Origin of the sequence: Pseudohongiella spirulinae, assembly GCF_001444425.1 — a bacterium.
Classification (GTDB): domain Bacteria; phylum Pseudomonadota; class Gammaproteobacteria; order Pseudomonadales; family Pseudohongiellaceae; genus Pseudohongiella; species Pseudohongiella spirulinae.
Genome location: NZ_CP013189.1, coordinates 3,095,428 through 3,120,302, shown reverse-complemented (window position 1 = coordinate 3,120,302; position 24,875 = coordinate 3,095,428). Strand labels below are relative to the sequence as shown.

Sequence of the window (24,875 nt, the reverse complement as noted above, 5' to 3'; positions counted from 1 at the left end):
GCATGACCCCAACTGATAAAGATTTCTGGTTCGTGCCGCTGGGCGGTTGTGGCGAAATCGGCATGAACCTGAATCTTTACGGTCATGCCGATCAGTGGCTGATGATTGATTGCGGAGTGACTTTCGAGAAAGCTCCCAACGGCGGTAATCGAGTGGAAATGCCGGATCCGTTGTTCATCGCCAATCGCTCCGAGCGCCTCCTTGGCCTGATAGCCACCCATGCTCATGAAGATCACATAGGTGCCATTGCGCATCTGTGGGGGCAATTGCGCTGCCCGGTCTACGCCACGCCGTTCACGCGTCAGGTGCTGCTTCGAAAATTGCGTCAGCTGGGTGTTGATGCGCCAGTCTACACGATCAATCCAGGCGACACTCTGTCGCTGGGCGAATTTACGGTGCGATTGCTGCCTATCACCCATTCAACTCCAGAGACCTGCGCTCTGTTTATTGAAACGCCGGTCGGTCGTGTGCTGCATACGGCAGACTGGAAACTGGATCCTGCGCCGGTGTCTGGCCCGGCGATCGATCCCGGGCTCTTCAGAAGTCTGGCCAGGCAGGGCATAGACAGCATTGTCTGTGACTCAACGAATGCCCCTCAAGCCGGCCACTCACTGTCCGAGGCCGAGCTGTTTGAAGACTTGCTGAAGCTGGTCAGATCGAGCAGTGGCCGAGTGGTAGTTTCCTGCTTTGCCAGCAATATTGCGAGGCTGCAAACCCTGGGTTATGTGGCTCACATGGCTGGGCGGCATTTGGGTTTGTTGGGCCGCTCCCTGCATAATATGACGCAGTGCGCCCGGGCAGCAGGGTATTTGCAGGAACATTTTCGACCGGTTTCGACCTTTGAGCTGGGTTATCTGCCGCGCCACGAAATTCTGTTGGTCGCCACGGGAAGTCAGGGTGAAAGTGGTGCGGCTTTACAGCGTATGGCTGCTGGCAATCATCCGGATATGCAACTGGAACCAGGTGATATGGTGATATTCAGCGCCAAGACCATTCCAGGCAATGAGGTTGAGGTGGCGCGCCTGATACAGACACTGAAAGCCATGCAGGTTCAGGTTGTGCATGCCGATGAGAGTGATCTGGCATTGCATGCCTCCGGTCATCCTTATGCAGATGAGCTGGCAGAAATGTATCGCTGGGTCTTACCCAGGATTGCCATACCTGTGCATGGCGAGCCCAGACATATGCGTTGCAATGCAAAAATCGCCAAGGCAGCTGGCGTACCCTTCCAGCTGGAGGGGCGCAATGGTGATTGTTTTGACCTGCTTAATGCGACAGTTAAAAGAACGGCGGTTCCGACCGGGCGACTATGGTTGGATGAGAGAAAACGAGAACTAAACAAGGTGGAAGAGATATGTTGACGACAGCCCTGATCGGCGCTTTTGTCGGGCTGCTTTTTGGAGGCCCCGTCGGGCTGGTTTTTGGTGCTGTAATCGCGCTGCTGGTCAGAGCATGGTTGCAGCAAAATGCCGGACCCAGGTTGAGGGAAATGCAGTCCTCATATCTGGATGCCATGTTTGCGGTCATGGGGGCGCTGTGCAAGGCCGATGGCGTAGTAACCAGTAATGAGGTCAAAGCGGCGGAGAACGTGTTTACGCAACTTCGCTTGTCTGCTGAGCAGCGCAAAGCCGCTATTGCCGCGTTCAACCGGGGTAAACAGGACGGCTTTGATCTGGATGCAGAATTGCAGAGTTTCCGCCGTAACAGTCGCGGGCACCCCGCTCTGTTGAGAATGTTTTTGCAGGTGCAGATCAGTGCAGTAGCGGCTGATGGGCAGATCCACCCTGCCGAACACGCCATGTTATTGCGCATTGCACGGGGGTTGGGATTACCTGAGTCGCAGGTCGATCAGCTTGAGTCAATGCTGCGAATGGGGCAGGGCGGCGCGTCAGCACCTTCGTCAGCCCAAAAGCTGGCAGACGCCTATCAGGTACTTGGCGTGTCGGCTCAGGATAGCGATGCGGTGATCAAGCGAGCTTACCGAAAACTGATGAATGAGAATCATCCTGACAAACTGGCCAGCCAGGGGCTGCCGGACAGTATGCGTGAGCTGGCTGAGAAAAAAGCGCGTGACATCACCAATGCTTATGACATCGTGCGCGAATCGCGCAGGGCCTCCGCCTGAGATTTTCATGTTTTTTTAATGTTGCTTTAAGGTCTAATTAAGCTCCTTCGGATAGGCTGGACGCCGTTAAGAAATCCACAGGAGGTGTTTGACTATGCATTTATTGAAACTGGCAGTGGCAGCGGCAGCCGGGTTGAGTGTGACCGGTACTCTTTACGCTGACGATACCCCGCAACATGTTCCTGACAGTGTCATTGAACAGCAGCGCCACTCTCTGGCAGCCAACACTGACGGACTTGGGTTTGGCCCTCAGTCGCCACGTGATCTGACACAGACTGCCGGCAACAATTTGCGGGTATTCAGTAAAGCACTGGATCCGGCTCAGATGAATCTATGCAATATCCATTTTCACAAAAACGCGGAACATCGCGGAGGTGAGTTCACAAGCTATGCGGGTAATGGCGATGGTCACGGTCATAATACCGGCTTTGTGTACAATGGCACGCTCACAGCAGCCCAATTGCAGGCGACCAGCGCACAGATCTGCCCGACAGAGCACGGTTCGTTGATGCCGGGAGATACAATCGAAGCACACTATGTGTTTTCTTCAGCACAGATAAACCCCGGCCCTACACTGGGTGCCTGTCTGTCTGATGCCACCATGAATCCCCAGCTGCATGTAGAGGGCCAGGTTTTTGTGCTGGTCAACGATCGCAGCGCCCTCGATTTCAATGAGCTGGCAGCTCATGATGTTAAAAGTGGCTACCATCAGCCCCTCAATATGTTGACCAACACGGGCACGCCGATTCAGTATACCGGATCGACAACCGGTCCGTCTTACAATGAGCAGGCCTCACCCCTGCAAGTGAGCTGGAGTGTGCGCCCGAATGTTGCCTATGTCGATATTGAGACGGTAGGTGAGTGGTGCAATGACAATACTTTTGACGAAGCCGGTGCGCACGGCGTACGCAATCTGGTTATCAATCCTGATCTGCTGTCGCCAATTCACTGATGCGCAAGCGGTAACCATGCCCCCGCAGCGTCTGAATATATGAGGACAGCTGCGGGGGATCAATTTTCTGTCGCAGGCGGCTGATATAGACATCAATGATGTTTGTCATCGGGTCCGATTGTGATCCCCACACTCTGTTCAGAATGCGTTCCCGGGACAGTACTTTGTTGTGGTTCTCAGCCAGGTAAAGCAACAGGTCAAACTCAATCCGGGTCAGCTGTAATTCTTCATTGTCGATGTAGACAATATGACCAGCCCGGTCGATTCTCAATGGTCCCAGCACAAGCTCAGTTTCGGTGGGGAGATCGTGTTTTGACACTCTGCGACCCAGGGCTTCAATACGTGCCAGCAGCTCCTCGAAATCAAAGGGCTTGCACAGATAATCATCAGCACCTTGCCGCAAGCCAGCGACACGCTCGTTCACATCATCCAGTGCCGTAAGCAGCAGGATCATGGCGTCGGGTGCCGCCCTGCGAATGGATGTGAGGGAATTGAGACTGTCTTGTTCACCAAACAGCCGATCAAGAATGACAAGTTCAGGATTCAATGTTTTGACGATCACGGGTATCTCGTCAAGTGTGCTGACGCCGCTGCATTCGTAGCCCTCAGCGTTTAAACCACGAAGCAAGAAATTGAGCAGAGACTTTTCGTCGTCGGCAATCAGGATTTTCATGTCAGAGACTCGCGCGGCAGCCAGATGGTGAATGTTGATCCCTCACGTTGTAGCGAGTCTACATGTATATCACCACCATGCGCATCGACAATGGTTTTGGCGATGGCCAGGCCCAGCCCTGCACCTTCGCCTTTGCGGCTGATACGCACAAAGCGCTCAAAAACATGTCCGACATCAGACGGAGCAATGCCCTCACCTTCATCCTTGATGATGAAACTTACACCGTTGTCATTTGCACTGGCAGAAACATGGATGCTGCTGCCGGTGGGCGAATATTTGCAGGCATTGTCAATCAGGATGGCTAATACCTGCGCCAGGCGTTGCGAGTCAGCACGGATAAGACAATTCTCAACGGACGGGTCAACAGCCCAGTGCAGTCGATGGTCGCGGGCGAATCGCAACCAGTGTTCCATTTGACCTTCCAGCCACTGAGCGACATTGCACTGTTCGAAGTCCAGCACTAGCTGGCTGATTTCAGCCCGCGCCAACAGCAGCAGATCATCAACAAGGCGGCTGAGGCTGACAGCCTGAGCCAGCACGGTGTCAAGCGTCTGGCGATAGGTTTGCAGGTCAGTATCGGATTGCCTGAGAGTCACCTGAGCCTCGCCCCTTATGATGGTAAGAGGTGTTCGCAACTCATGACTCAGATCAGCGAGAAATTGGCGGCGTTTGTTGTCAATCGCGGTCAGGCGCTGGTTGGCATCAATGATTTCTCTTGTACGTTTTTCGACTTCAAACTCGAGTTGACGCCTCGATTGCTCGCCCTGTGACTCATGCTCCGCCAGTCTTTTGGCCATGGAATTAAAAGCCTCTCCGATGTGGCGGAATTCACGATCCATGTTCTCCGAGAGCCGGTAGTCAAAGTTGCCAGCCGCGATGGCATCAGTGCCTGCCTTGATGGCATGCAACGGCTGATACAACTGGTTGAACAACCAGACGCATCCGATAACAATAAGCGGCAGAGAGAGTGTTCCCAGCGCGATCGTGAACCAGACAATACTGGTGTTGAGTGTATCTATGCGGGCATTGATCGCAGAGACCACATTGCTCTGACGAGTGACCGCGGAATTGATCGATTCACGAAACTGGTTATCGATAGTTACCTCAAGTAATCGTTGCAGGCGGCCCTGATTGGCCAGTGGTGCAGAGTCTCCACTGGCGACGATGACTTGAAATTCGTCTATGATAAACTGGATGAGGGTCGCCAGATCTTCCGTGTCCTCGACACTTCCCTGGGTCGCCTCGGCACCCAGGGCTTCGCGTTGTTGCACCTCCAATACCCGGATCCGGTTTAATGACTGGTTGATCTGCTCCTGTTTATTGCGAACATCTGCCTGATTGGCGTTCTGGCCGAAAATGAGTTCATCGGTCAATTGTTTGAACAGGCGATAAGAAATACTGGAAAGCTGCTGATGCTCCACCAACAAGGACTGAGCCATGGTGCTCTGAATAAGATTTTGTCGGGTCAGTTGCGCCGTCAGAGCCGCCGCTATCAGGGCAACCAGCAGTACTATGGCCGTGATGGCGCCGAAGGCGTAAAGCTTGGTTTTAATCATCTGTGTTTACTGATTCCAGTGCTGACTCATAGTCGAAGCGTTGTATTGCATCTGCTAATTTGGAATACGCTGTCTTGCCCAGCATGGATTCAAGCGCCAGGTGATGCGTTTCAGCAAACTGTCTGGCATCTATATCGCCGGCCTGCAGCAGATGTATAAGCTGTGTTTTGAGGGTCGCGCCCATCAGTGGATCAGGCGCATCGACAATACCAGCGCTCGCAGGTAGCTTTGATTGCAGCTCGTCGATCACCGACTCCAGCTCTTCGGCCAGGAGCAAGGTATATTTTGCCAGATTTGCGTCGCCATTTCGGGCAGACGTTTGAGCGAGTGAAGCCAGCTCGGCAACCTGAATGGCACCGACATTAGCCGCCGCGCTTTTTAAGGTATGGGCAATTTCCCTGATGGCGCTGCTGTCACCGGAACTGATCAAGCGTCGCAACTGCGCTGGATCGCTTTTATGCTGACCCAGAAAAAGCCCCAGTAAGCGGAGCAGTAGCTCTGTCTTGTTCTGAGCCATTCTGAGGCCGTGCACCAGGTCGATGCTTTTTATATTGCCTGGCGCACTATGTTCGCCCGCGGAGGTGTTCGCTCCCGGGGGGGTAGCAGGCGCGATCTGCGTTTTGTTTTGACGGACACGCCCTTGTGACGGAAGCCACTTCAGTAGCACGCTATAGAGCACTTCGGGGTCGACCGGTTTAGCGATGAAATCGTTCATACCTGCCTGCTCACAGGCTTTGCGATCTTCTTCAAAGGCGTTGGCGGTCATGGCCAGAATGGGAATACCTGCCCAGCCTGGTAACTTGCGGATTAACTGAGTCGCTTCCAGGCCGTCGACGCGCGGCATCTGCATATCCATCAGAACCAGGTCGTACTGCTGCTGGCGTGTTTTGTCATAGGCTTCCTGGCCATCAACGGCGGTTTCAACATTCAGATTGACTGCGTACAAAAGCTCCAGCGCCACCTCACGATTGATTTCGTTGTCTTCCACCAGCAACAGTTTGTAAGTTGCACCCTGGCTGCGCAATTTTTGTTCCGCAGCGACAGCGTGAGGCTGTGAGTCTGTGTCGGTGCCGTGGCCGCGTTGTAAGCGTACCGTGAACCAAAAACGGCTACCCTTTCCTGGTTCACTGTCAGCGCCGACTTCGCCGCTCATCAGACTTGCCAGTTGCCGTGTGATGGCCAGTCCAAGTCCTGTGCCACCGTACTTGCGTGTTGTGGAAATATCACCCTGTTCAAACGGCTGAAACAAGAGCTCCAGCTTGTCTTTGGTTATGCCGATGCCGGTATCGGTAACCTGGAATTTCACTAACAGTCCTTCATCATCTTCTTCCAGCAAGTCCGCGCTCAGACTAACCGTACCGCGCTCAGTGAATTTGACGGCGTTGGTGGCAAAGTTAAGCAGTCCCTGCCGAATCCGGGTTGCATCCCCTTTTAGCCATAATGGTACCGAGTCCGGGTCACTTGTAATGGTTAGTCCCTTGGCTTTTGCCTGCTCCCGAATTATTGAAACCACATTGTCAATCACGGACGACAGGTGAAAGTCTTCAACATCCAGTTGCAGGCGGCCGGCTTCAATTTTCGAAATATCCAGGATATCGTTAATGATGGATAATAAATGACGTCCGGCGCTATCGATTTTTCTCAGCCGTTCTGTCTGAACCGGACCGGCATCTTTGCGCATCAGATGGGTCAGTCCCAGAATAGCGTTCAGTGGTGTGCGGATCTCATGCGACATATTGGCCAGGAAGGCGCTTTTTGCGGCATTGGCTGCATCGGCATGCTGGCGGGCCTCTTCCAGTTCGGCAGTGCGAGTTGCCACCAGGTTTTCCAGATGATGCCGGTGCGCGTCCAGTTCCTGGCCGATACGTTTCTTCTCGGTGATGTCTTCTTTGATGGCCACGTAGTGTGTGGTCACACCTTCGGCATTTCTTAGTGGGGTAAGGATGGCAAATTCGGGGTACTCGGTGCCGTCCTTGCGCCGATTCATGAATTCACCTTTCCAGGCTTCACCTCGTGTCAACGCACTCCACATGGCCTTGTAAGTATCTGGTGGTGTTTTTCCCGAGTGCAGTATGCGAGGGTTCTGTCCGATGACCTCGTCAGGGGTGTAGCCGGTTGTTTCAATAAACGCTTTGTTAACATATTCAATATTGGCATCGCTGTCCGTGATGACGATGCTTTCGGGGCTTTGCTCGACTGTCAGCGCCAGTTTTTCCAGTTGCTGTTGTGCCTGTTTGCGGGCCGTGATTTCGAGGTGAGTGCCGGCCATCCATTCCGGTTTGCCATCGTCTGTCCGTGTTAGAAGTCGGCCGCGATCCAGAATCCACACCCAGTCGCCATTTTTGTGCCGCATACGCACTTCGCATTCGTAGTTGTCCTGTTTTCCTTCGAAATGCCGGTCCATTATGGCGGAGGCCAGGGCCAGATCATCCGGGTGGACCAGTCTGTCCCATGTGGTGATGTCGATCGGCTGCAACTCTTCCAGAGTGTAGCCGGCGATCTCCGCCCAGCGTTCATTAATACGAACTTCGCCGGTTTGCACATTCCATTCCCAGGTGCCAACATCAGCTCCCCAGATGATGTTGCGCAGGCGCTGACGATCGCGCTCGAGCTCGGCGCGCGCGGCGACTTGTTCTTTTTGCCTTTGTTGTTCGCTGACTTGCAGAGCCTGCTCGGCTTCGCGGCGGGCGCTGATGTCGTGGATAATAGAATACAGATAGTGTTTGCCACTGATTTGCAATGGCCCGCTGAACACCTCAACGTCGATAATGCGCCCATCTGCCTGACGGTGCCGGAATTCAAAGCGATTGCGTTGTTCGGCGTGGGCTTTGTACATCTCCGCGCGCACTTGCTCTGCAGACAGTGTATTAATGTCAGACATGAACATGGACCTGAGCTTTTCGATCGGCCACCCATAAAATCTGGCAGCGGCTGCATTGGCGTCAAAGATGCCGCCGGTATCAGGGTCGATGATCAGCATCACAGAGTGATTGTTTTCAAACATGCTGTGGTAGCGTGACTCCTGCTCCCGCAGGCTCTCCACATCGCGGCGGCGCTGCAGGTAGTCAAGCAGCATCAGGCCGAGTACAACTGTCAGGGGTGGGTACATCAACATGACCGGCACCGTGATGGTCTGCAGCACTGTCCGGGCGGTTTCTGTCTCGAGCCCTAACATCAATGCGAGCATCAACAGGTGGACCAGGATGCCCATTATCAGCAGATGAAGCATGCTGATGCGCTCTGGCCGGTTGTGGATCAGATGCCGGAACAGCAGTCCGATCAGACCGGCCTCCAGTGCAACGCCCACTCCAACCAGTGCGGCTTCACCGCCAACATAAAAATATCGATACGCAGAGACGATGCCCATGGCTATGAGGGTCGGCAGCGTGCCCAGAAACAGGCCGCTTAACGAGAGCAGCACTGAACGGGTGTCGAATATAACGCCGGGCAATAGGGTTGCACTGACTTCGATAAGCAAAACGCCAACAGCACCGACCAGCAGTCCCATGCCCCAGATGGGCAGGTCCCGCAACTGAGAATGCCGCCGAAAGGCCATCATGCCCATCACCTGAATAATGCCCAGCAACAGGGCGGCATTGACGATCAAAGAATAGGTGAAATCTATAAACGATGGTGTTTCCACGGTAGGCACCTGGTCACGTTTGGCGTTCAGCCGGTTTCTGGAGGGTCCCGGTAACGCAGAGCGATGTTCTTGAAGTCGTCAAATACGCTGTCGAAAGTATCTACAAGCATCGGGTCGAAGTGGCTGCCCCGGCTTTTCAGAATGATGATTCTGGCGTTTTCCGGCGACATGGCTGGTTTGTAAACCCGTTCGGTAATCAGGGCATCAAACACGTCAGCAATGGCCATCAGGCGGGCGGATATTGGTATGTCATTGCCTGCCAGTCCATCGGGGTAACCGCTGCCGTCCCAGCGTTCATGGTGCCAGCGGGCTATTTCCTTGGCCACTGTCAGGAACTCAACCGGCTGGTCGATGTCCAGCTCCGCCAATTCAATCGCTTTTGCGCCCAGCTCAGCATGTGTCTGCATGACCTTCCACTCGCTGTCGGTCAGCGGACCCGGTTTTTGCAGGATATGGTCGGGTATGCCAACTTTACCAATGTCATGCAAGGGGGCAGAGCGGGTAATGATTTCGATACTGTGATCGTCGAGCAGTTCGGCATAATCAGGATGCTCGCACAGCGCTCTGGCCAGCGAGTTGACATAGGCTTGGGTGCGCAGAATGTGGTTGCCAGTCTCCTGGTCCCGGGTTTCAGCCAGGTGCGCCAATGCACGAATACTGACCAGTTGAATGAGATCATTCTCCTGCATGCGTCTGTGCACTTCCGCTTCCAGCCAATCGTTCTGATTGCGCAGGCTGTCCCGTGCCGCCTTGAGTTCCAGATGCGTGTTTACCCTGGCCAGCAGCAATTGCGGCATAACCGGCTTGGTGATGTAGTCGACCGCACCCAGCCTGAAACCGCTGAGTTCGTTATCATCAGTATCCAGCGCGGTCACAAAGATAACGGGAATATCGTGGGTATCAGGAGAAGCCCTGAGTTGTTCCAGAACCTGATAGCCATCCATCTGGGGCATCATCACATCCAGAAGGATCAGATCAGGCTGTGGTGAAATTGTGGCTAGTTCCAGAGCGCGTGGGCCGTTGTTGGCTACCTTGACCTGAAATTGATCATGTAAGACCTCTCCGATCAGGGCAATATTGCCCGGATCGTCGTCGACAACCAGGATATTTGCTGAATTGCTTTTCATGCATCAATCATACGCCCGCGTCTCCCGCCAGATCCAGTAAAAATGGCTCTACAATTGTGACGCCGTTCGCGTTTCGTTGACATTCATGTGCTCAAGCATGGATGATCGGGGCATAACCAGTTTTTATACGTGTTCAGGAGTCAGATATGACGAGCAGACGGTTGATACACCAGCTTGCAGCACTTGTCTTACTGGTGGCCAGTACATCAGTATGGGCCCAGAATCCCGGTGATGCCCGGGCGGAAATGTCATACTACCTGCCGCAGGGAGTACAGTATGACTCAGCCATACCTACTCCGGAGCAGGTACTGGGTATGGTGCCAGGTGAATGGCATGTGCGACATGACCAGCTGGTTCGCTATATGGATGCCGTGGCGGCCGCATCCGATCGTGTCAGCATTGAACGAACCGGTCGCAGTTACGAGAATCGCGAGCTGGTGATGTTGACCATTACCTCGCCGCAGAATCACGACAATCTGGAATCCATCCGCCAGCGTCACTTGCAACTGGCATCATCAACTGATGTGGTTGATGTCAGTGATATGCCGGTTGTTCTGTACCAGGGTTACAGTGTTCATGGTAACGAGCCCAGTGGTAACAATGCCGCGCTTCTATATGTTTATCATCTGGCTGCCGCTCAGGGCGCGGAAATCGAGGCAGCTCTGGACAATGCCATTATTCTGGTCGACCCGGCCTTTAACCCGGATGGCACGGACCGTTTTGCCAACTGGGTCAACAGTCGGCGCGCAATCAATGTGCCTTCGACAGACCCGCACAACCTGGAGCATAACGAACCCTGGCCCGGTGGCCGGACCAATCACTTCTGGTTTGATCTGAACCGCGACTGGCTGCCGCTACAACATCCTGAGAGCATTGCCCGCATTCAGAATTACTATCGCTGGCGCCCGAATGTGCTGACTGATCATCATGAGATGGGGTCTGATGCCACATTCTTTTTCCAGCCAGGCATTCCGTCACGGACACACCCCATTACTCCAGTACGCAATCAGGAGTTGACCGACGCGATTGGACAATATCATGCGCGTGTCCTGGAAGCAGATCAGCGCCTGTTTTACACACGGGAAAGCTTTGACGACTTCTATTACGGCAAAGGCTCGACCTATCCGGATGTTACCGGTAGTGTTGGCATATTGTTTGAACAGGCCAGCTCGCGTGGTCACGCGCGCGAGACAGAAAACGGCATCCTGCGCTTTCCGTTTACTATTCAGAATCAATTCCTGAGTTCGTTGTCGACGCTGCAGGGCGCGCTGGCTTTGCGTGAAGAGTTGCTGACATATAAGCAATCCTTCTATCAGGAGTCCCGCGAACTGGCCGGTCAGTCGCCAGTGAAAGCTTATGTGTTTGGTGACAGCGCGGATCGAGCCAGTGCCTACCGCATGGCTGAAATTTTACGTCGTCATCAAATTGCGGTACACGAACTGGCGTCAGATCTGCAAGTGGGTGAGCAGCGCTTCGAAGCAGGTCGCGCGTACATTGTCCCGCTGGAACAGGATCAGTATCGTCTTATCGAGTCAGTGTTTGAGCAGCGAACAGAGTTCCCCGATACTCTGTTTTACGATATTTCGGCCTGGACCTTCCCTTTCGCGTTTAACACGCCATTTGCAGCCCTGGAGCGCAGACAATTCAATGCGGGTTTGCTTGGCGTCCAGATAGATATCGATGACCTGCCTGCAGGTCAGCTGGTCGGACCGCAGGATGCCTATGTCTACGCTTTTGAGTGGGATGAGTTCTACGCGCCCCGAGCGCTTTATCGACTGTTGGACGCTGGGGTCAGGGCGCGTGTCGCAACTGAACCATTTACGGCAATGACCAGCGATGGCGCGCGTGAGTTTGACTACGGGACAGTGCTGGTGGCAGCCGGGCCGCAGGATGTGTCTCAGGAAACGATTCGTGAGCTTATGCAACAGGCGTCTCAGGATGATGGCCTGTCAGTGTATGTGCTCAATAGTGGCTTGAGTCAACAGGGCATTGATCTGGGTAGTCGCAGCCACGCGAATCTGCGCAAGCCGGAGATCGCCATTGTGGTGGGTGAGGGTGTGCGGGCCTCCGAAGTGGGTGAAGCCTGGCACGCACTGGACCAGAAATTTGCCATGCCAGTGTCCCTGCTTACTATTCCGCGCCTTCGGCAGGCTGATTTGCACCGTTACAATGTGCTGGTCATGGCCAGTGGTAATTATTCCGGAGTCGACGCTGCGGCTATCAAGTCCTGGGTGCAGGACGGTGGAACGCTGATTGTTTACAAGACAGCACTTGCCTGGGCGGCCAGAGAGGAGCTGGCGTCAATCAAGCTCATTGAGGATGAAGAGGGTGACCAGGCACTTCGTTCTTATGCGGAACAGGTCAGAGACAGCGGAGAACAATTGATCAGTGGCAGCATTTTTAATGCCCGACTGGATCTGACGCATCCCCTGGGGTATGGCTATAACTCGGCATTGATCAGGGTCTTCAGGGACAACGCCCAATTTATGGCAGTGGCTGATAATCCCTATGCGACACCACTGATTTATTCAGATGATCCCCTGGCTGCTGGTTATATTTCCGCAGAGAACCTGGAGAAAATTGCCGGTACGGCTGCGATTGTGGTCAGCCGTCAGGGCAGCGGCCGGGTGATTGCCATGACTGATAATCCCAACTTCCGCGCTTTCTGGTATGGCACCACCCGGTTGTTTATGAACGCAGTGTTTTTTGGCCATACCATCAGTGCGGCGACGGCTCAGTAAGCAGTCTCTGAATCTCTGAGTCGATAGCGGCGTGGTCATGCAGTTGCGTGTACCACGCCTCAATCGTCTGTCCGCCGATTAGGCCCAGCAGCGCGCCCAGTACTGCTCCTCTGTGCACATTGTCCCCGCCCAGATTGGTGTTGGCCAGCAATGCCTGACCGGCCTTGTCATAGTATTTATACAGCAGGTATAAAACACCAGGCCAGGCGCCATCAATGTAACAGGCGCTGGAGAACCGGCGGCCGATGACTTCCCGGTCATCCGGCTGGCTGGCGATCAACCTTGGTAGATTCAGACCGATGCTGGCGCTTGCAATGTCAGCGATTATCTCCTGAGGGTGTGTGTTTAAATCGCGAGATAATAGCTGATCAATCAGAACCACATAGGCGTCACAAAGCTGCGCCAGCAGCGCGTCAGGATGGGTCAGGCTCAGATGGGTCTGGACATTCGACCTGACGGTATCCAGCCCGATGCCGCCAATACGTTGGCTCAGAACTAACGGCGCGATTGTGACCAGTCCGCCAATAGACGGCGTATCATGCGTTATTGCGGCGCACCGTTCAGGTGGCAACCCACGCTGCAGGTTGGCGAAAAAACCACGATGATAGGATTCTGCATAGGTGTCATTATGTTGTGGCGGATCGGCAGTCATGAACGCAATATAGTCCTGCAGAAAAGCTTGCGGTTTGTATTCGCCGCCGTTTGCGGCCAGGCAGCGCATCAGCACGCGAGCGCAATGCGCATTCAGAGTGTTCTCGCCGGCCTGCATGCCCTGATGGTAATGAATACTTCTCTGGTTCCAAAATTCATGGCGGCCCTTCAGGATTAGTGTCCCGACAACTTCCTGCCTGGAAGGTGCCGGTTTCCCATGATGCCGGCCCCCACCAGCTGTCGAGTGCAGGGACATGATTGACGAAGGGTGTCTGGCAGGCGCGGCCTCCAGGCGCTGTATGCCCCCCGGGAAAGCCCGGAATATATCCGCGACGCTGTAATACCAGTGAACTGGCATGGCAAGTGCGTCGGCCACGAACAAAGTTCTTAGCGCGGCTGCGCTACGCTGGTAGGATAGTGTATGCAAGTTTGTTCACCTCAGTAAAAAAAACGCTGGTCCTGATGTTTTGGATCACCTGAACAGGAGTATTTCTGATGGCTTGCTTTCGGAAATGGATGGCGGTACTTCTCGCTGCCTGCTGGATTGCACCGGCATCGGCAGACTTTAATTCGCTGCAGGCGGAGCTGCGCGAAACCCTGCAGCAAGCCGGGGATCAGGGTATCCGGGTGTCGGTCGGCGTCAGCGCACTGGAAGGCGGCTCTGCTGGTGCAACGCTGTTGATGGGAGATGCTCTGTCGTATGCTCCGGCATCAACCATCAAAATGCTGCTGGTTGCGTCTCTGATGCAACAGGTGGATGCCGGCCTGCTCACTTTGCAGCAGACAACCACAGTCTCGCCGGCAGATGTGGTGGGTGGATACGGGGTGTTGCAGGAGGAAGCGCAGCCTCAGGACGTGACGCTGGGTCGACTTGCCGAATTGACTGTCACTATCAGTGATAATACCGCGACCAACGTACTGGTTGATGTAGTGGGTTACCCGGCCATGGCAGGGCTGGCTGCGCAGCTGGGGCTGGAGCTGATGCACTTTGGTCGCAAGATGTTTGAAGCGCCTGAGCCGCCCGCCAAAGATAATTATATCAATGCGCCTGATGCGCTGGCGCTGCTCACAGCGATCTATAGCGGCACCTTGCTGAGCGATGACTCACGCGATCAGATTATGAGGTGGTTGTCAGCTCAGACCGTGCGAACAAAAATCGCAGCCGGGGTGCCAGATGGCGTGAAAGTGGCTCACAAGACCGGTGAGAATGGTCCGGTGTCACATGATATTGGCTTCATTATGTTGCCGGACAGCACATTGGCTGTCGCGATATTCACCGAGAACCTGAAAGGCAGCGACTTTGATGCTTCTCAGGCATTGCTGAATCCCCTGGTAGCAGAAATAACCAGCACCATCTACCGGCACCTGGGCCGCTGAGAGATCCCGGTCAGTCACCGGCAACTGAAACCTCCCCATATTCGTCGGGCAGCATCGCTGTCAGATAGTTTTGCATCAGTATGCCTCACGCATCAGAATACAAACAGGCGTCAGTATAGCAGCTGTTTGAAGACCCGCAGGCGCCGGGCTGTCACTCGTTTTTTGACTGGTAGCCGTAGATTATCAGGTACAGTAAAGGTGCAATTGAACCAGTCATAAGCGTTGCCAGAACCCAGGGCCAGAAGCGGATGTTCCTTCTGCGCGCGTCGTCCCGCAGAAACATCAGCGTTAATATCAGTGCGGATGCCAGGTCGACAAAGACTTGCCAGCCAGCGGAGCTGTCCAATAACAGGCGGAATATGCCGATCAGTCCCACATCTGCCAGCGCGATGCCTGTGACAACAATCAGCGGAATAAAACAAATCAGTGATACGATACGGTAGACGTTCATGACAATTCTCCTGTAGCGGATGCTACAGCTTAATGGAAAAATGTAGCGAGTGCTACATCCTTTTGCGTATGACTGACAAAAAAGACCAGTTGGCGGGAGCTGTCGCCAGTCACTTGCTCGTTCATGGTGTAACCGGGCAAGGGATTCGGGCTCTGGCTAAAGCGGCCGGTACCAGTGACCGGATGCTGATTTATTACTTTGGCAGCAAAGAGACCCTGCTCAGACACTCTATGGATCTGATTGTGCAGGGGCTCTCAGATCAGCTGGATGCTGAATTAGGTAATCAGCAGCTACCTGCAGATCAGTTGCTGGGAGCCTTGACCATAAAATGCCATCAGCCAGCGTGGCGACCGGTCATTGCTTTATGGTTCGAGCTGGTTGGTCTGGCCGTGCGTGAGGTGCCACCGTTTCGGCTTATTACGCACAACATTGCCGGAGTTTTCATAAAATGGATCGAGGAGCATTTGCCTGCATCCCAGCGAAGTGAAGCGGCAGATCTGTTCGCGCACCTGGAAGGCAGACTTATGCTGAGCCTCTTAGGTGTGGAGGAAAACCATGTGCGGACGCTTTAACGTCATCGACAGCCTTCAGGTCCGGGCATTGCTTAGCAGCCTGGGCGTAGAGTTGGCTCCGGGTTTCAGGTTCGCCCCCGACATATCGCCAGCCTCACTGATCAGTATTGTCAGACAGGTTGGTGAGCAGCGCCTGGTGAGCGATGCCATCTGGTGGCTCATTCTGGATCCGGCAACACTCAAGCCGTCGCGGTACACCAGTTTTAACTCCCGTGCTGACAAACTCAATGACCCGAAATCATTTGGCTATGAGCTGTTCCGGCAGTCGCGCTGCATAATCCCGGCGTCTGCGTTTATCGAAGGCCTGGGAGATGGCAAGACTTACCACCGCATTGCGCTGCCGGATTCGGCAATTGCCTTTGGTGGTTTGTACAAAGAGTGGCTTAACAAAGAAACCGGCGAAACGGTGCTTTCCGCCAGTATTATTACCTTGCCGCCTCCGCCAGACGAACAATGGCTGGCAATTCACCCAAAATCCATACCCTTGATGCTGGCGAGTGATACGCCCACACTGGATCTTTGGCTGGACCCGAAAGTGACGGAAACTGAGACATTCAGCAGATTGCTCCAGGCCGGTTTAACGGATACGCTTCTGGTCACGCCAATCGGCAAAGTCTCGCGCTGGAATCCGGTTGGGCCGGATCGATTGTTATCGATACACAACACTGCAGAGAAAAAGTGATGAATAGTAATAATAATCGACTCGCTTCAAGACTTGGCCTGTTTGTCCTGTTGGGAGTAACCCTGATGCCAGGGTTGCAGGCGCAGCCAGCCCCGGTTGAGGAAATCCGGCCGGGGATCTTGCGTGGTTACCTGGCTCAGTCAGAGCTGCCCAATGCGCTGGGTATTATTCCGCCGGTGCCGGAGGCCGATTCGGCAGCCTTTGCATGGGAGCAATCCGTCAACCAGCGGCTTTTGGGGTTGCGTGACACCCCACGCTGGGCTCTGGCCGTGCTCGATAATGATCTGAGTTTCCCGTCAGCGGCCGGCACATTCTCTTGTGCGCTGGATATGCCGATCAACCAGCAGGACACGCCTTATCTCTATCAGTTGCTGCGCCGTACATTACCCGATGCCGGTCTGGCCACCTACAGCGCCAAAGACCACTACCAGCGTACCCGTCCATTTGTCACAAATGGCGAGCCGATCTGCGCGGCGGGTCAGGAAGAAACCCTCTCAACAGATGGTTCCTACCCTTCCGGCCATACAGCCATTGGCTGGGCGTGGGCGTTGATACTGAGTGAATTGGCGCCTGAACGAAGTGAGGAGATATTCAAGCGAGGGTTGGCTTTTGGCGACAGCCGCATGGTCTGCAACGTGCACTGGCCTATGGATGTTATTCAAGGTCAGATTGTAGCGGCAGCCACTGTGGCTGTGTTGCAGTCTAACCCCGACTTCACAAATGATATGCAGCAAGCGGCGCGCGAGATAGCCGCTTTCAGCGGCCGCGGCATGCCTGCTAACCGCAACTGCGAAGAGGAAGCGGCAGCATTGGTCATTGTGGTGCCGCGTTGATATGCTTAATCACGGAATAATTCAAGATGAGTGACCCGACGGAGCATAAAATCATGTATCGATCCTTGTCGTTGTTAATCGCCGCTGCTGCATTCAGCAGCCTGAGCCAGGCTCAAAGCTGGACACCGCCGCTGACAGAACATGGCTACCCGGATCTGCAGGGTGTCTGGAATATAGCCACCGTGACAAATCTGGAACGCGGTCCACAATTTGAGGGTCGCGCCGCCCTGACCGCGGAAGAGGTCGCCACCATAGGTACCGACGGGGAGCGTTATCTGGATAACTTGCGCAATAATCGCAGCGGTCGTGGCGACGACGACGTGGGCGGTTATGATGCGTTCTGGATGGATCCCGGTGAGCAAATGGCGATGATTGATGGTATGTATCGGACTTCCATCATTGTCGATCCGGAAAACGGTCGTCTGCCCTGGCGCGAAGGTATCCGCTCGACCCTGAGAACCCGTCCGGAAGGTGCCGGGGCATTTGATGGGCCGGAAACCCGCGGTGCAGCCGAGCGCTGTCTGGTTGGCTTTGGTTCGTCCGGTGGGCCGCCCATGATGCCGGTTCTGTACAACAATCACAGCCAGATTGTGCAGACGGAGGATTATGTGATGATTCTGGCTGAAATGAATCATGATGCACGCATCATTCGCCTGAATACATCGCATGATCCACGTGGCTTGCCGAAATGGCTGGGTGACAGCGTTGGGCGTTACGAAGGCAATACTCTGGTGGTGGAGTCAACCAATTTCCATCCGCTGGAAGCACCACGCGGATCCCTGCGTCATTACTTCTGGGTATCGTCGGATGCCAAAGTCACTGAACGTTTTACGCGTATGGATGAAGATACCATTCTGTATCAGTTTGAGGTGGACGATCCGGCAGTCTACACGCAAGTGTGGCGCGGGGAATTGCCTATGCGATCGGTGCCGGGGCCCATATACGAGTATGCCTGCCACGAAGGCAATTACGCCCTGCCCGGCATTCTGGCTGGTGCCCGGGTGGCCGAACAGGAAGCCGAATAGGCCTGGTATTTGTGTGTCGCCGCACCACGGACAAGCTGCTCAATGCCAGCTCAGTCCGGTGACATCGTTGTCCGGTGCAGACAACACGATGCTGTGTTCGGCATGTTGCCCGAGGGCATGACAGGTGGCAGGGATGCCGCGGGCAGCCAGGGCCAGCGCCAGTCGTCCGGGCTCGCCGTGGTCGCACACCAGTGAATCAAGGGCTCTGACCTCTTCAGCCGACATTCGCCCCATGGCATCAGGACCTTCGCCATTCGGGCCGATTACGGTATCAGCCGGCAGCGCCAGCATGTGCCCGGTAATGCGTTCCAGCCAGCGGAGCCAACTCTGCGCGGATTGAAGGTCTGGTTGCTGCAGATGCGGATGGCTGCGGATATGTTGTGCCCAGTAGAATTCCGCAAATGGCATGGCTGGCTGCGGGCGGTTCCAGACTCGCTCGCGCAGAAAATACAATGCCGCGCGGTAAGCATCATCAGCCAGCGAATCCCTTCCCAGGCGCGCGGGGATGTCAGCGGTCGCAATCATCTGACCGTCGGCATCATACAGCCAGGTCAGATCGTTGTCCTGCAACCACTGCCAGAATGCCGCTTCGTCCAGATCAGACCGGTCGTGTGTTATCACCACGGGCACAATAAGCCCGGGGCCGGTTTCTTCAAAATCGGCAAAGGTGCTGAATGTGTGATGGCCGTCAGTCAGATACAGCCGCCCCTGAGGCCCCCGGACAGCCGTCTTCATATCCTGCAACCGAAACCCGGTCTGATCTGATAACGTACAACGAAAACTGCTTCGATCCGTGCTGCGGGAATTGTCATTAATGATAGCGTCATCGCCCTGACCCCAGGTTTCGCAAAGATCATCAAACAGTTTCTGACGATCGATACGATAGCGCCCGAGTTTATAATTAACCTGATCATGGGCAATAAATGCCTGCGTAGGGTGCAGCAAGTCGATAGATACTTCCGCTATTTCATCGGCATGCAGGCAGTTTATGGTGGCCATCACGCCAAGCGTGAGCAGTGCTGTCAACCGGATCATGATCATGGCTCCCGAAACAAAAACATCTACGGATAAAATACGACAGATTCATGACAGCTTGATTACAGCACAGCGGTTGATGTGAAATCATGGAGTTTGTAAAACCAACATTAGTATGTCTGATGTGAAAAGGAGCCTTATCATGAAAAATGGAACACTTTTCGGGGCGTCATTGCTGCTAGCCATTGCCGGCCTTGCCCGGGCAGAGGCGCAGCCGGTATATGATGCAGAAACGGAGACACTGGTCATTCCATCGGCTATTGCGCAGGGGCAGCCCGGACGTTTTCAGGATGTGCTGCTGGAACCGGCTGGCGACGGTTTGTGGCGAGTCGCCCGCCTGCATGAGGGCGTTTTGCTGGACGCACAGTATGTCGATGAGGTCTGGACCAGTTCAACCACCGGTCTGCCCCGCCAGATGTTCATTCACCTGGCCGGGACCTTCAACAGCGGCTGCCCGGAAGTTGGCAGGATCGAGCAGCAGCGACATGGCAATACACTCGATGTGTATGTCTATTACCGCGACAATGCCTGGCTGCGCGATCCTGAGTCCGTGGCCTGCACCATGGCAATGGAGCCGTTTGAGCTGGACATTGCCTTGAATATTCATGGGCTGCAGGCGGGTGAGTATGAGCTGCGTGTCAACGGCCAGCAGTTGCGGTCGTTCGTTTTGGCAGAAAAAAATGTGGCACCGCGACAGTTTGGAGGTCAGCGTCGCTCGCACTGTCAGTATGAACCACGTCGTGGTGCAGGCTGGTCTGCGTATAGCTGCTCTGATGCCACCGACATAGAGCTTGAGTGATTTCGATGAAAACGCGGTTGCGCTTGCCTGCTTAAGGCTAACGGCGCCGCCCGGGGGTAAAGTATTCGCTGAATCGGACGATTAATATCGAGACTGCTTGATCCGTTGTTCATCTGTCGTCCGCTCAGGAGAAAATACACCTCATGTTCATCAAAAAAAGTCGTTACCTCGAGTTGCAGGAAGAATGCGAGCAGCTCAGTCGTCAGAATAAGGAGCAGCAACAGGAGTTGCAGCAACGCGACAATCGCATTGCTGAACTGGAAAGTGAGCTGGCTGAGTATTCAAGAGACTACGAGGACATAGGTGTCATGCGTATGGCCATTGACGGTCTCAAGCCTCTGAATGAGATTCGTGGGCGAATCGCCGCGCTGGCCAACCATCTATTGACAGAAAAAGACAATATTGCCAGTTCGGCCAGTATCTATGACCAGTCATCTGGCAATATGGTGTCTTTGATGAGTGGTCTGAACAAGGTTAACGACGAGGTAGAGCAGACCTATCAGGGTGTGTCCCGTCTGCGTGGTTCGGCTGATGAGATTACCAAATTTGTCGGCATCATCAACAATATTTCTGAGCAGACCAATCTGTTGGCGTTGAATGCGGCTATCGAAGCTGCCCGCGCAGGAGAGCAAGGGCGGGGATTCGCGGTGGTTGCTGACGAGGTGCGAACGCTTGCTCAGCGGGCTGGTGAGGCGAGCGCCGAAATCTCCAAGCTGGTAGCGGCTATCGACACCAACACTCAGGAAGCCGACAAGAATATGGCTTCAACCCTGAACCATTGCGCAGCTATGATGGAGGACGCGACGGATACCTCACAATCACTTGAACGCTTGATTGAACATTCTCGATCCATGCACAGCACTATCACCAGTGAGGCCATGGCCAGCTTTCTGGAGACCGTCAAGCTGGATCATATGGTGTGGAAGCAGGTGATCTATGATCGCTGGCTGAGCAATCAGCCAGCCAACGAGGAAATCGCTGATCATCATCAGTGTCGTCTGGGTAAATGGTATTATCAGGGTCAGGGTGCTGAGCAGTTCAGTCACCTGGATGGTTATGCCGCGCTGGAGACCCCGCATGCCGGCGTCCACAATGGCGGGCGAGAAGCGTTGACTCTGCGCGTCAGTGGTGATTTGAAAGGCTCGATTAACGCCATTGGCCAAATGGAGAAAGCAAGCGACGAGACCATGCGGCATCTGGCACGTCTGGGTGATCAGATAGGCATCAGTTAACGATACCTATCTGCCCGTTCTGGAAGGTACTACTGGCTGCAATCCCCGCCGAACTCATCGCCGCCACCACAATAGGTGTGATGCTGAAGCTGAATGTGGATGCCATCCGGATCAGCGAAATAAACCTCGGGCGTGCCGCCCGGGATGCCGCCCCGATCCGGCATACGTCGGCTTACCCAGTGCTGCAGCGGTTCGGCAGTCGCGCCTTCTGGTCGCGGACTCAGCCCATAGTCGGTAAGTCTTTGCAGCACGGATTCCTCAGTAAAGTCCTCAATATTGATGCTGGCGTGGTCGATTCGACCTGCTTGCGCGGGGGTGCCTGGCTGGGTGCCACCAACAAACATCAGGAACTGTCTGCCATCGCCCAGGCCGAGCAGCGGGAAGGTCCCCTGATAGGCCTGAACTTCCAGGCCAAACAGATTTTGATAAAACTCATTGCTGAGCTGAAAATTCGAGACGTAAGTCGTCATGTGGTTGATTTCACGCAGCTGGATCAGTCCCGGTGCCGGCGCCGGTTCCGGGTTGCAGGCATCATCGCCGCCTCCGCAGGAACTGGCTGCCGATAACTGGAATACGACGCCGTCACGATCGGCGACAAACAGCTCATGGTTGTCGGCCAGCATCGTGTCGCCTTCGCCAGGCAGACGAGCCAGCCAGCTCCGCATCGCGCGGCTTAGCGGGCGTGATGTCACGGCCATGCTGTCGACTGTGCGGGTAATGCCGTGCTCGGAAAGGCGGTTCTGCAGACTGTAGCGATTGGCATCAACAACGCTCAGGCCAAAGTGACTGATGTGTGGCTGCTCGCCAGCGCGTGTCGGTGCAAGGGAGAAGTACTGATTGCCTTCGCCGACCTGCAGCGCGATTTTGTCGGCAACACGCGACATGACGCGACAACCAAACAGCCCCTGGTAAAACTCCAGTGAACGCTGTACATCGCTTACCCGCAGTCCAAAATTATGCAGGCCGATAACCGGGATTGGCGCTGCCGTGCCGCTCTGTTGGGCGATGGCACGTGTTGCAAAGGGTAAAAACGGCAGGGTCATCAGCAAATTGCGGCGGGATATGGATGGCGCCTCTTGCTGTTTGGTCTGCTCAGCCGATGATTTCATGACAGCTCTCCACAAAGAAAATTCAGGGTGTTTTATGGCTCAGAAAAAACTGAGGCTTTCCTGGAAGAATAAAGCAGCTGCGGCGCAGATGCCAGCGGGCAGGCTGCGTCGTATTGACGCATTTCGTTTTTTGCAATAGAAACTTGATAATATTTCACTTCCGTCATGGCGTAATTTTTATCACAATGGCAGCTTGCCGGTTGAGTTGAATTGCAAGCCGACCAGACACTTCACACAGAAGGCCAGAAGGAAAGTTACTATGCCAGTATACAGATCGCATACGTCCACTCAAGGCAGAAATATGAGCGGTGCCCGGGCGCTATGGCGCGCCACCGGCATGAAGACAGAGGACTTCAGCAAGCCCATTATCGCTGTTGCCAACTCCTTCACTCAATTTGTGCCCGGCCACGTACATCTTAAGGATATGGGACAATTGGTTGCCCGCGAGATTGAAAAAGCCGGTGGAGTGGCTAAAGAATTCAACACTATTGCGGTTGATGACGGCATAGCCATGGGGCATGACGGCATGCTCTACAGCTTGCCATCGCGAGAGATTATTGCTGACTCTGTGGAGTATATGGCTAACGCCCACTGCGCGGATGCGTTGGTGTGCATTTCGAATTGCGACAAGATCACTCCCGGCATGTTGATGGCAGCGTTACGCCTGAACATACCCGTTGTGTTTGTCTCCGGTGGTCCAATGGAGGCCGGCAAAACCAGGCTGGCGGAACAGGTCATCAAACTTGACCTGGTTGACGCCATGGTAGCGGCCGCTGATGACAGCTTTACCGATGAGCAGGTTGCAGAATATGAGCGCTCGGCATGCCCGACCTGTGGTTCCTGCTCCGGCATGTTTACCGCCAACTCCATGAACTGTCTGGTGGAGGCACTGGGTCTGGGTCTGCCGGGCAATGGCTCAACATTGGCGACTCACGCTGATCGCAAGCAACTCTTTCTACAGGCCGGTCGCACCATCGTAGAGATCACCAAACGCTATTATGAGCAGGACGATGAGTCTGTGCTGCCGCGCAGCATCGCCAGCTTCAAGGCGTTTGAAAATGCCATGTCGCTGGACATTGCCATGGGCGGCTCCACGAATACCATTTTGCATCTGCTTGCCGCTGCGCGAGAGGCAGAACTGGATTTCACTCTCAATGATATTGATCGACTTTCACGCAAGGTCCCTCAACTGTGCAAGGTGGCACCTTCCACTTCAAAGTACCATATGGAAGATGTGCACCGGGCAGGCGGTATCATGTCCATTCTGGGGTCGCTGGAACGTGCTGGATTGCTGCACAGCGATGTGCCGACTATTCACAGCAGCAGCATGAAGGAAGCGCTGGAGAAGTGGGATATCAAGCGCGGGGTCAGCGATGAAGTTAAGTACTTCTTCCGTGCAGGGCCTGCCGGTATTCCAACGCAAACGGCGTTCAGTCAGGATACCCGCTGGGAGTCGCTGGATGATGACAGGCAGAATGGCTGTATTCGTGATATCGAATACGCCTACAGCACAGAAGGCGGCCTGGCGGTCCTCTTTGGCAACATTTCTGAGGATGGCTGTATCGTTAAAACCGCTGGTGTGGATGAAAGTATTTTTACGTTCAGTGGTCCCGCCCGCGTGTTTGAAAGTCAGGACAGCGCAGTAAAAGCTATCCTGGCTGACCAGATCAAGCCAGGTGACGTTGTGGTAATCCGCTATGAAGGCCCCAAAGGCGGACCGGGTATGCAGGAAATGCTTTATCCAACCAGCTACCTGAAATCAAAAGGCCTGGGTAAGGCGTGCGCTTTGCTGACAGACGGTCGCTTCTCCGGAGGTACCTCAGGTCTTTCTATTGGTCACGCGTCTCCGGAAGCGGCACTGGGTGGGGCAATCGGCCTGGTGGAAGAAGGCGATATCATCAAGATCGATATCCCCAATCGCAGCATCAATCTGGATGTCAGTGACGAGGTGCTGGCGCAGCGTCGCACAGAGATGTGTGCGAAAGGCAAAGATGCCTGGAAGCCGGTTGAAGTGCGTCCGCGCAAGGTTTCTGCTGCGCTGAAAGCCTATGCGGCGTTGACAACCAGTGCTGACAAAGGCGCGGTTCGGGATGTTTCTCAGCTGGACTGATTGCCTGGTACAGGGGCCTGGAAAGGATGCCAGGCCTGCTTCAAGTTGGGGCGGCGCTGGCGTCTGTGCGCAACCGTGGTGCAAAAAGCAAATCTGTAAGCGGCTGATTAATAAAGACTATTCAGTCTGATGGTGTGGTGCTATAGTGGCTCTTCGAAGAAACACTTACGGGTGTTTTCCAT

The 24,875-nt window shown here is 54.5% G+C and carries 20 protein-coding genes and 1 pseudogene; 13 read left to right on the top strand and 8 right to left on the bottom strand.

Annotated elements, in window-relative coordinates; translation table 11 throughout:
- Positions 1-2 precede the first annotated feature (2 nt).
- From PS2015_RS14300 to PS2015_RS14290, 3 genes are all read left to right on the top strand, one after another.
- Positions 3-1,361 (top strand): ribonuclease J, encoded by a 1,359-nt coding sequence (locus PS2015_RS14300; protein ID WP_058022864.1) that lies wholly within the window; start codon positions 3-5, stop codon positions 1,359-1,361.
- Positions 1,355-2,125: a co-chaperone DjlA gene (gene djlA / locus PS2015_RS14295; protein WP_058022863.1), complete on the top strand. Its 771-nt coding sequence runs from the start codon at positions 1,355-1,357 to the stop codon at positions 2,123-2,125. The genes PS2015_RS14300 and djlA overlap by 7 nt, the downstream gene beginning before the upstream one ends.
- A 94-nt stretch (positions 2,126-2,219) precedes the next feature.
- Positions 2,220-3,077: a delta-class carbonic anhydrase gene (locus PS2015_RS14290; protein WP_058022862.1), complete on the top strand. Its 858-nt coding sequence runs from the start codon at positions 2,220-2,222 to the stop codon at positions 3,075-3,077.
- Here the strand turns inward: PS2015_RS14290 and PS2015_RS14285 are convergent.
- From PS2015_RS14285 to PS2015_RS14270, 4 genes are read right to left on the bottom strand one after another with little or no spacing between them, the layout of a single operon-like run.
- Entirely contained in the window at positions 3,046-3,750 is a 705-nt protein-coding gene (locus tag PS2015_RS14285) for a response regulator transcription factor (protein ID WP_058022861.1), read from the bottom strand. The two genes, PS2015_RS14290 and PS2015_RS14285, sit on opposite strands and share 32 nt — an antisense overlap.
- Positions 3,747-5,306, bottom strand: coding sequence for a sensor histidine kinase (locus PS2015_RS14280; RefSeq protein WP_058022860.1), 1,560 nt, complete (start codon positions 5,304-5,306; stop codon positions 3,747-3,749). The genes PS2015_RS14285 and PS2015_RS14280 overlap by 4 nt, the downstream gene beginning before the upstream one ends.
- Positions 5,299-8,949 (bottom strand): PAS domain S-box protein, encoded by a 3,651-nt coding sequence (locus tag PS2015_RS14275; RefSeq protein ID WP_058022859.1) that lies wholly within the window; start codon positions 8,947-8,949, stop codon positions 5,299-5,301. Before PS2015_RS14275 ends, PS2015_RS14280 begins: the two co-directional genes overlap by 8 nt.
- Before the next feature lie 26 nt (positions 8,950-8,975).
- A complete protein-coding gene (locus PS2015_RS14270) occupies positions 8,976-10,076 on the bottom strand; it encodes an HD-GYP domain-containing protein (protein ID WP_058022858.1) in 1,101 nt (366 codons plus the stop codon).
- A gap of 146 nt (positions 10,077-10,222) precedes the next feature.
- Between PS2015_RS14270 and PS2015_RS14265 the strand changes: the two genes are divergently transcribed.
- Positions 10,223-12,817, top strand: coding sequence for a M14 metallopeptidase family protein (locus PS2015_RS14265; RefSeq protein WP_058022857.1), 2,595 nt, complete (start codon positions 10,223-10,225; stop codon positions 12,815-12,817).
- Here the strand turns inward: PS2015_RS14265 and PS2015_RS14260 are convergent.
- Positions 12,795-13,895, bottom strand: coding sequence for an ADP-ribosylglycohydrolase family protein (locus PS2015_RS14260; RefSeq protein WP_058022856.1), 1,101 nt, complete (start codon positions 13,893-13,895; stop codon positions 12,795-12,797). The genes PS2015_RS14265 and PS2015_RS14260 overlap by 23 nt on opposite strands.
- Before the next feature lie 68 nt (positions 13,896-13,963).
- On the opposite strand from PS2015_RS14260, the gene PS2015_RS14255 reads away from it, so the two are divergent.
- Complete coding sequence (locus PS2015_RS14255; protein ID WP_082628158.1) at positions 13,964-14,845, top strand: serine hydrolase; 882 nt, start codon at positions 13,964-13,966, stop codon at positions 14,843-14,845.
- 151 nt (positions 14,846-14,996) lie between these two features.
- On the opposite strand, the gene PS2015_RS14250 is transcribed toward PS2015_RS14255, so the two are convergent.
- The gene (locus PS2015_RS14250) at positions 14,997-15,296 is read right to left on the bottom strand and encodes a hypothetical protein (protein WP_058022854.1); all 300 of its coding nucleotides are present in this window, start codon (positions 15,294-15,296) and stop codon (positions 14,997-14,999) included.
- A gap of 68 nt (positions 15,297-15,364) precedes the next feature.
- On the opposite strand from PS2015_RS14250, the gene PS2015_RS14245 reads away from it, so the two are divergent.
- From PS2015_RS14245 to PS2015_RS14230, 4 genes are read left to right on the top strand one after another with little or no spacing between them, the layout of a single operon-like run.
- The gene (locus tag PS2015_RS14245; RefSeq protein ID WP_058022853.1) at positions 15,365-15,868 is read left to right on the top strand and encodes a TetR/AcrR family transcriptional regulator; all 504 of its coding nucleotides are present in this window, start codon (positions 15,365-15,367) and stop codon (positions 15,866-15,868) included.
- On the top strand, positions 15,852-16,550 hold the full coding sequence (locus PS2015_RS14240) for an SOS response-associated peptidase (protein ID WP_058022852.1): 699 nt from the start codon (positions 15,852-15,854) through the stop codon (positions 16,548-16,550). Before PS2015_RS14245 ends, PS2015_RS14240 begins: the two co-directional genes overlap by 17 nt.
- Entirely contained in the window at positions 16,550-17,383 is an 834-nt protein-coding gene (locus PS2015_RS14235) for an acid phosphatase (RefSeq protein ID WP_082628156.1), read from the top strand. The genes PS2015_RS14240 and PS2015_RS14235 overlap by 1 nt, the downstream gene beginning before the upstream one ends.
- Positions 17,384-17,409: 26 nt before the next feature.
- Positions 17,410-18,408, top strand: a complete 999-nt coding sequence (locus PS2015_RS14230) for a hypothetical protein (RefSeq protein ID WP_058022851.1) — start codon at positions 17,410-17,412, stop codon at positions 18,406-18,408.
- A gap of 39 nt (positions 18,409-18,447) precedes the next feature.
- On the opposite strand, the gene PS2015_RS14225 is transcribed toward PS2015_RS14230, so the two are convergent.
- On the bottom strand, positions 18,448-19,443 hold the full coding sequence (locus tag PS2015_RS14225) for a ParB/Srx family N-terminal domain-containing protein (protein WP_169792326.1): 996 nt from the start codon (positions 19,441-19,443) through the stop codon (positions 18,448-18,450).
- Positions 19,444-19,585: 142 nt separating this feature from the next.
- On the opposite strand from PS2015_RS14225, the gene PS2015_RS14220 reads away from it, so the two are divergent.
- The 3 genes and pseudogenes from PS2015_RS14220 to PS2015_RS16050 all read left to right on the top strand — a co-directional run bounded on the left by PS2015_RS14220 (position 19,586) and on the right by PS2015_RS16050 (position 21,474).
- Positions 19,586-20,242: a hypothetical protein gene (locus PS2015_RS14220; protein ID WP_058022849.1), complete on the top strand. Its 657-nt coding sequence runs from the start codon at positions 19,586-19,588 to the stop codon at positions 20,240-20,242.
- 143 nt (positions 20,243-20,385) lie between these two features.
- Positions 20,386-21,066 (top strand): annotated as a pseudogene (locus PS2015_RS16055) (methyl-accepting chemotaxis protein); the annotation flags it as partial.
- A gap of 27 nt (positions 21,067-21,093) precedes the next feature.
- Positions 21,094-21,474 carry a CZB domain-containing protein gene (locus tag PS2015_RS16050; RefSeq protein WP_418054922.1) on the top strand — a complete coding sequence of 127 codons (381 nt, stop codon included), beginning with the start codon at positions 21,094-21,096 and terminating at the stop codon, positions 21,472-21,474.
- A gap of 29 nt (positions 21,475-21,503) precedes the next feature.
- Here PS2015_RS16050 and PS2015_RS14210 read toward each other — a convergent pair whose 3' ends face one another.
- Complete coding sequence (locus PS2015_RS14210) at positions 21,504-22,583, bottom strand: VOC family protein (RefSeq protein ID WP_058022847.1); 1,080 nt, start codon at positions 22,581-22,583, stop codon at positions 21,504-21,506.
- 259 nt (positions 22,584-22,842) lie between these two features.
- Between PS2015_RS14210 and ilvD the strand changes: the two genes are divergently transcribed.
- On the top strand, positions 22,843-24,693 hold the full coding sequence (ilvD, locus tag PS2015_RS14205; RefSeq protein WP_058022846.1) for a dihydroxy-acid dehydratase: 1,851 nt from the start codon (positions 22,843-22,845) through the stop codon (positions 24,691-24,693).
- The last annotated feature ends 182 nt before the right edge of the window (positions 24,694-24,875 follow it).

Excerpts from the sequence above, each read along its gene's own strand:
- PS2015_RS14240 (WP_058022852.1), top strand. The coding sequence starts at position 15,852 with ATGTGCGGACGCTTTAACGTCATCGACAGCCTTCAGGTCCGGGCATTG.
- PS2015_RS14265 (WP_058022857.1), top strand. The coding sequence starts at position 10,223 with ATGACGAGCAGACGGTTGATACACCAGCTTGCAGCACTTGTCTTACTG.
- PS2015_RS14270 (WP_058022858.1), bottom strand. The coding sequence starts at position 10,076 with ATGAAAAGCAATTCAGCAAATATCCTGGTTGTCGACGACGATCCGGGC.
- PS2015_RS14280 (WP_058022860.1), bottom strand. The coding sequence starts at position 5,306 with ATGATTAAAACCAAGCTTTACGCCTTCGGCGCCATCACGGCCATAGTA.
- PS2015_RS16050 (WP_418054922.1), top strand. The coding sequence starts at position 21,094 with ATGCACAGCACTATCACCAGTGAGGCCATGGCCAGCTTTCTGGAGACC.
- PS2015_RS14235 (WP_082628156.1), top strand. The coding sequence starts at position 16,550 with ATGAATAGTAATAATAATCGACTCGCTTCAAGACTTGGCCTGTTTGTC.
- PS2015_RS14285 (WP_058022861.1), bottom strand. The coding sequence starts at position 3,750 with ATGAAAATCCTGATTGCCGACGACGAAAAGTCTCTGCTCAATTTCTTG.
- PS2015_RS14220 (WP_058022849.1), top strand. The coding sequence starts at position 19,586 with ATGAAAAATGGAACACTTTTCGGGGCGTCATTGCTGCTAGCCATTGCC.
- ilvD (WP_058022846.1), top strand. The coding sequence starts at position 22,843 with ATGCCAGTATACAGATCGCATACGTCCACTCAAGGCAGAAATATGAGC.
- djlA (WP_058022863.1), top strand. The coding sequence starts at position 1,355 with ATGTTGACGACAGCCCTGATCGGCGCTTTTGTCGGGCTGCTTTTTGGA.
- PS2015_RS14290 (WP_058022862.1), top strand. The coding sequence starts at position 2,220 with ATGCATTTATTGAAACTGGCAGTGGCAGCGGCAGCCGGGTTGAGTGTG.
- PS2015_RS14225 (WP_169792326.1), bottom strand. The coding sequence starts at position 19,443 with ATGATCCGGTTGACAGCACTGCTCACGCTTGGCGTGATGGCCACCATA.
- PS2015_RS14250 (WP_058022854.1), bottom strand. The coding sequence starts at position 15,296 with ATGAACGTCTACCGTATCGTATCACTGATTTGTTTTATTCCGCTGATT.
- PS2015_RS14245 (WP_058022853.1), top strand. The coding sequence starts at position 15,365 with ATGACTGACAAAAAAGACCAGTTGGCGGGAGCTGTCGCCAGTCACTTG.
- PS2015_RS14210 (WP_058022847.1), bottom strand. The coding sequence starts at position 22,583 with ATGAAATCATCGGCTGAGCAGACCAAACAGCAAGAGGCGCCATCCATA.
- PS2015_RS14230 (WP_058022851.1), top strand. The coding sequence starts at position 17,410 with ATGAGTGACCCGACGGAGCATAAAATCATGTATCGATCCTTGTCGTTG.
- PS2015_RS14300 (WP_058022864.1), top strand. The coding sequence starts at position 3 with ATGACCCCAACTGATAAAGATTTCTGGTTCGTGCCGCTGGGCGGTTGT.
- PS2015_RS14255 (WP_082628158.1), top strand. The coding sequence starts at position 13,964 with ATGGCTTGCTTTCGGAAATGGATGGCGGTACTTCTCGCTGCCTGCTGG.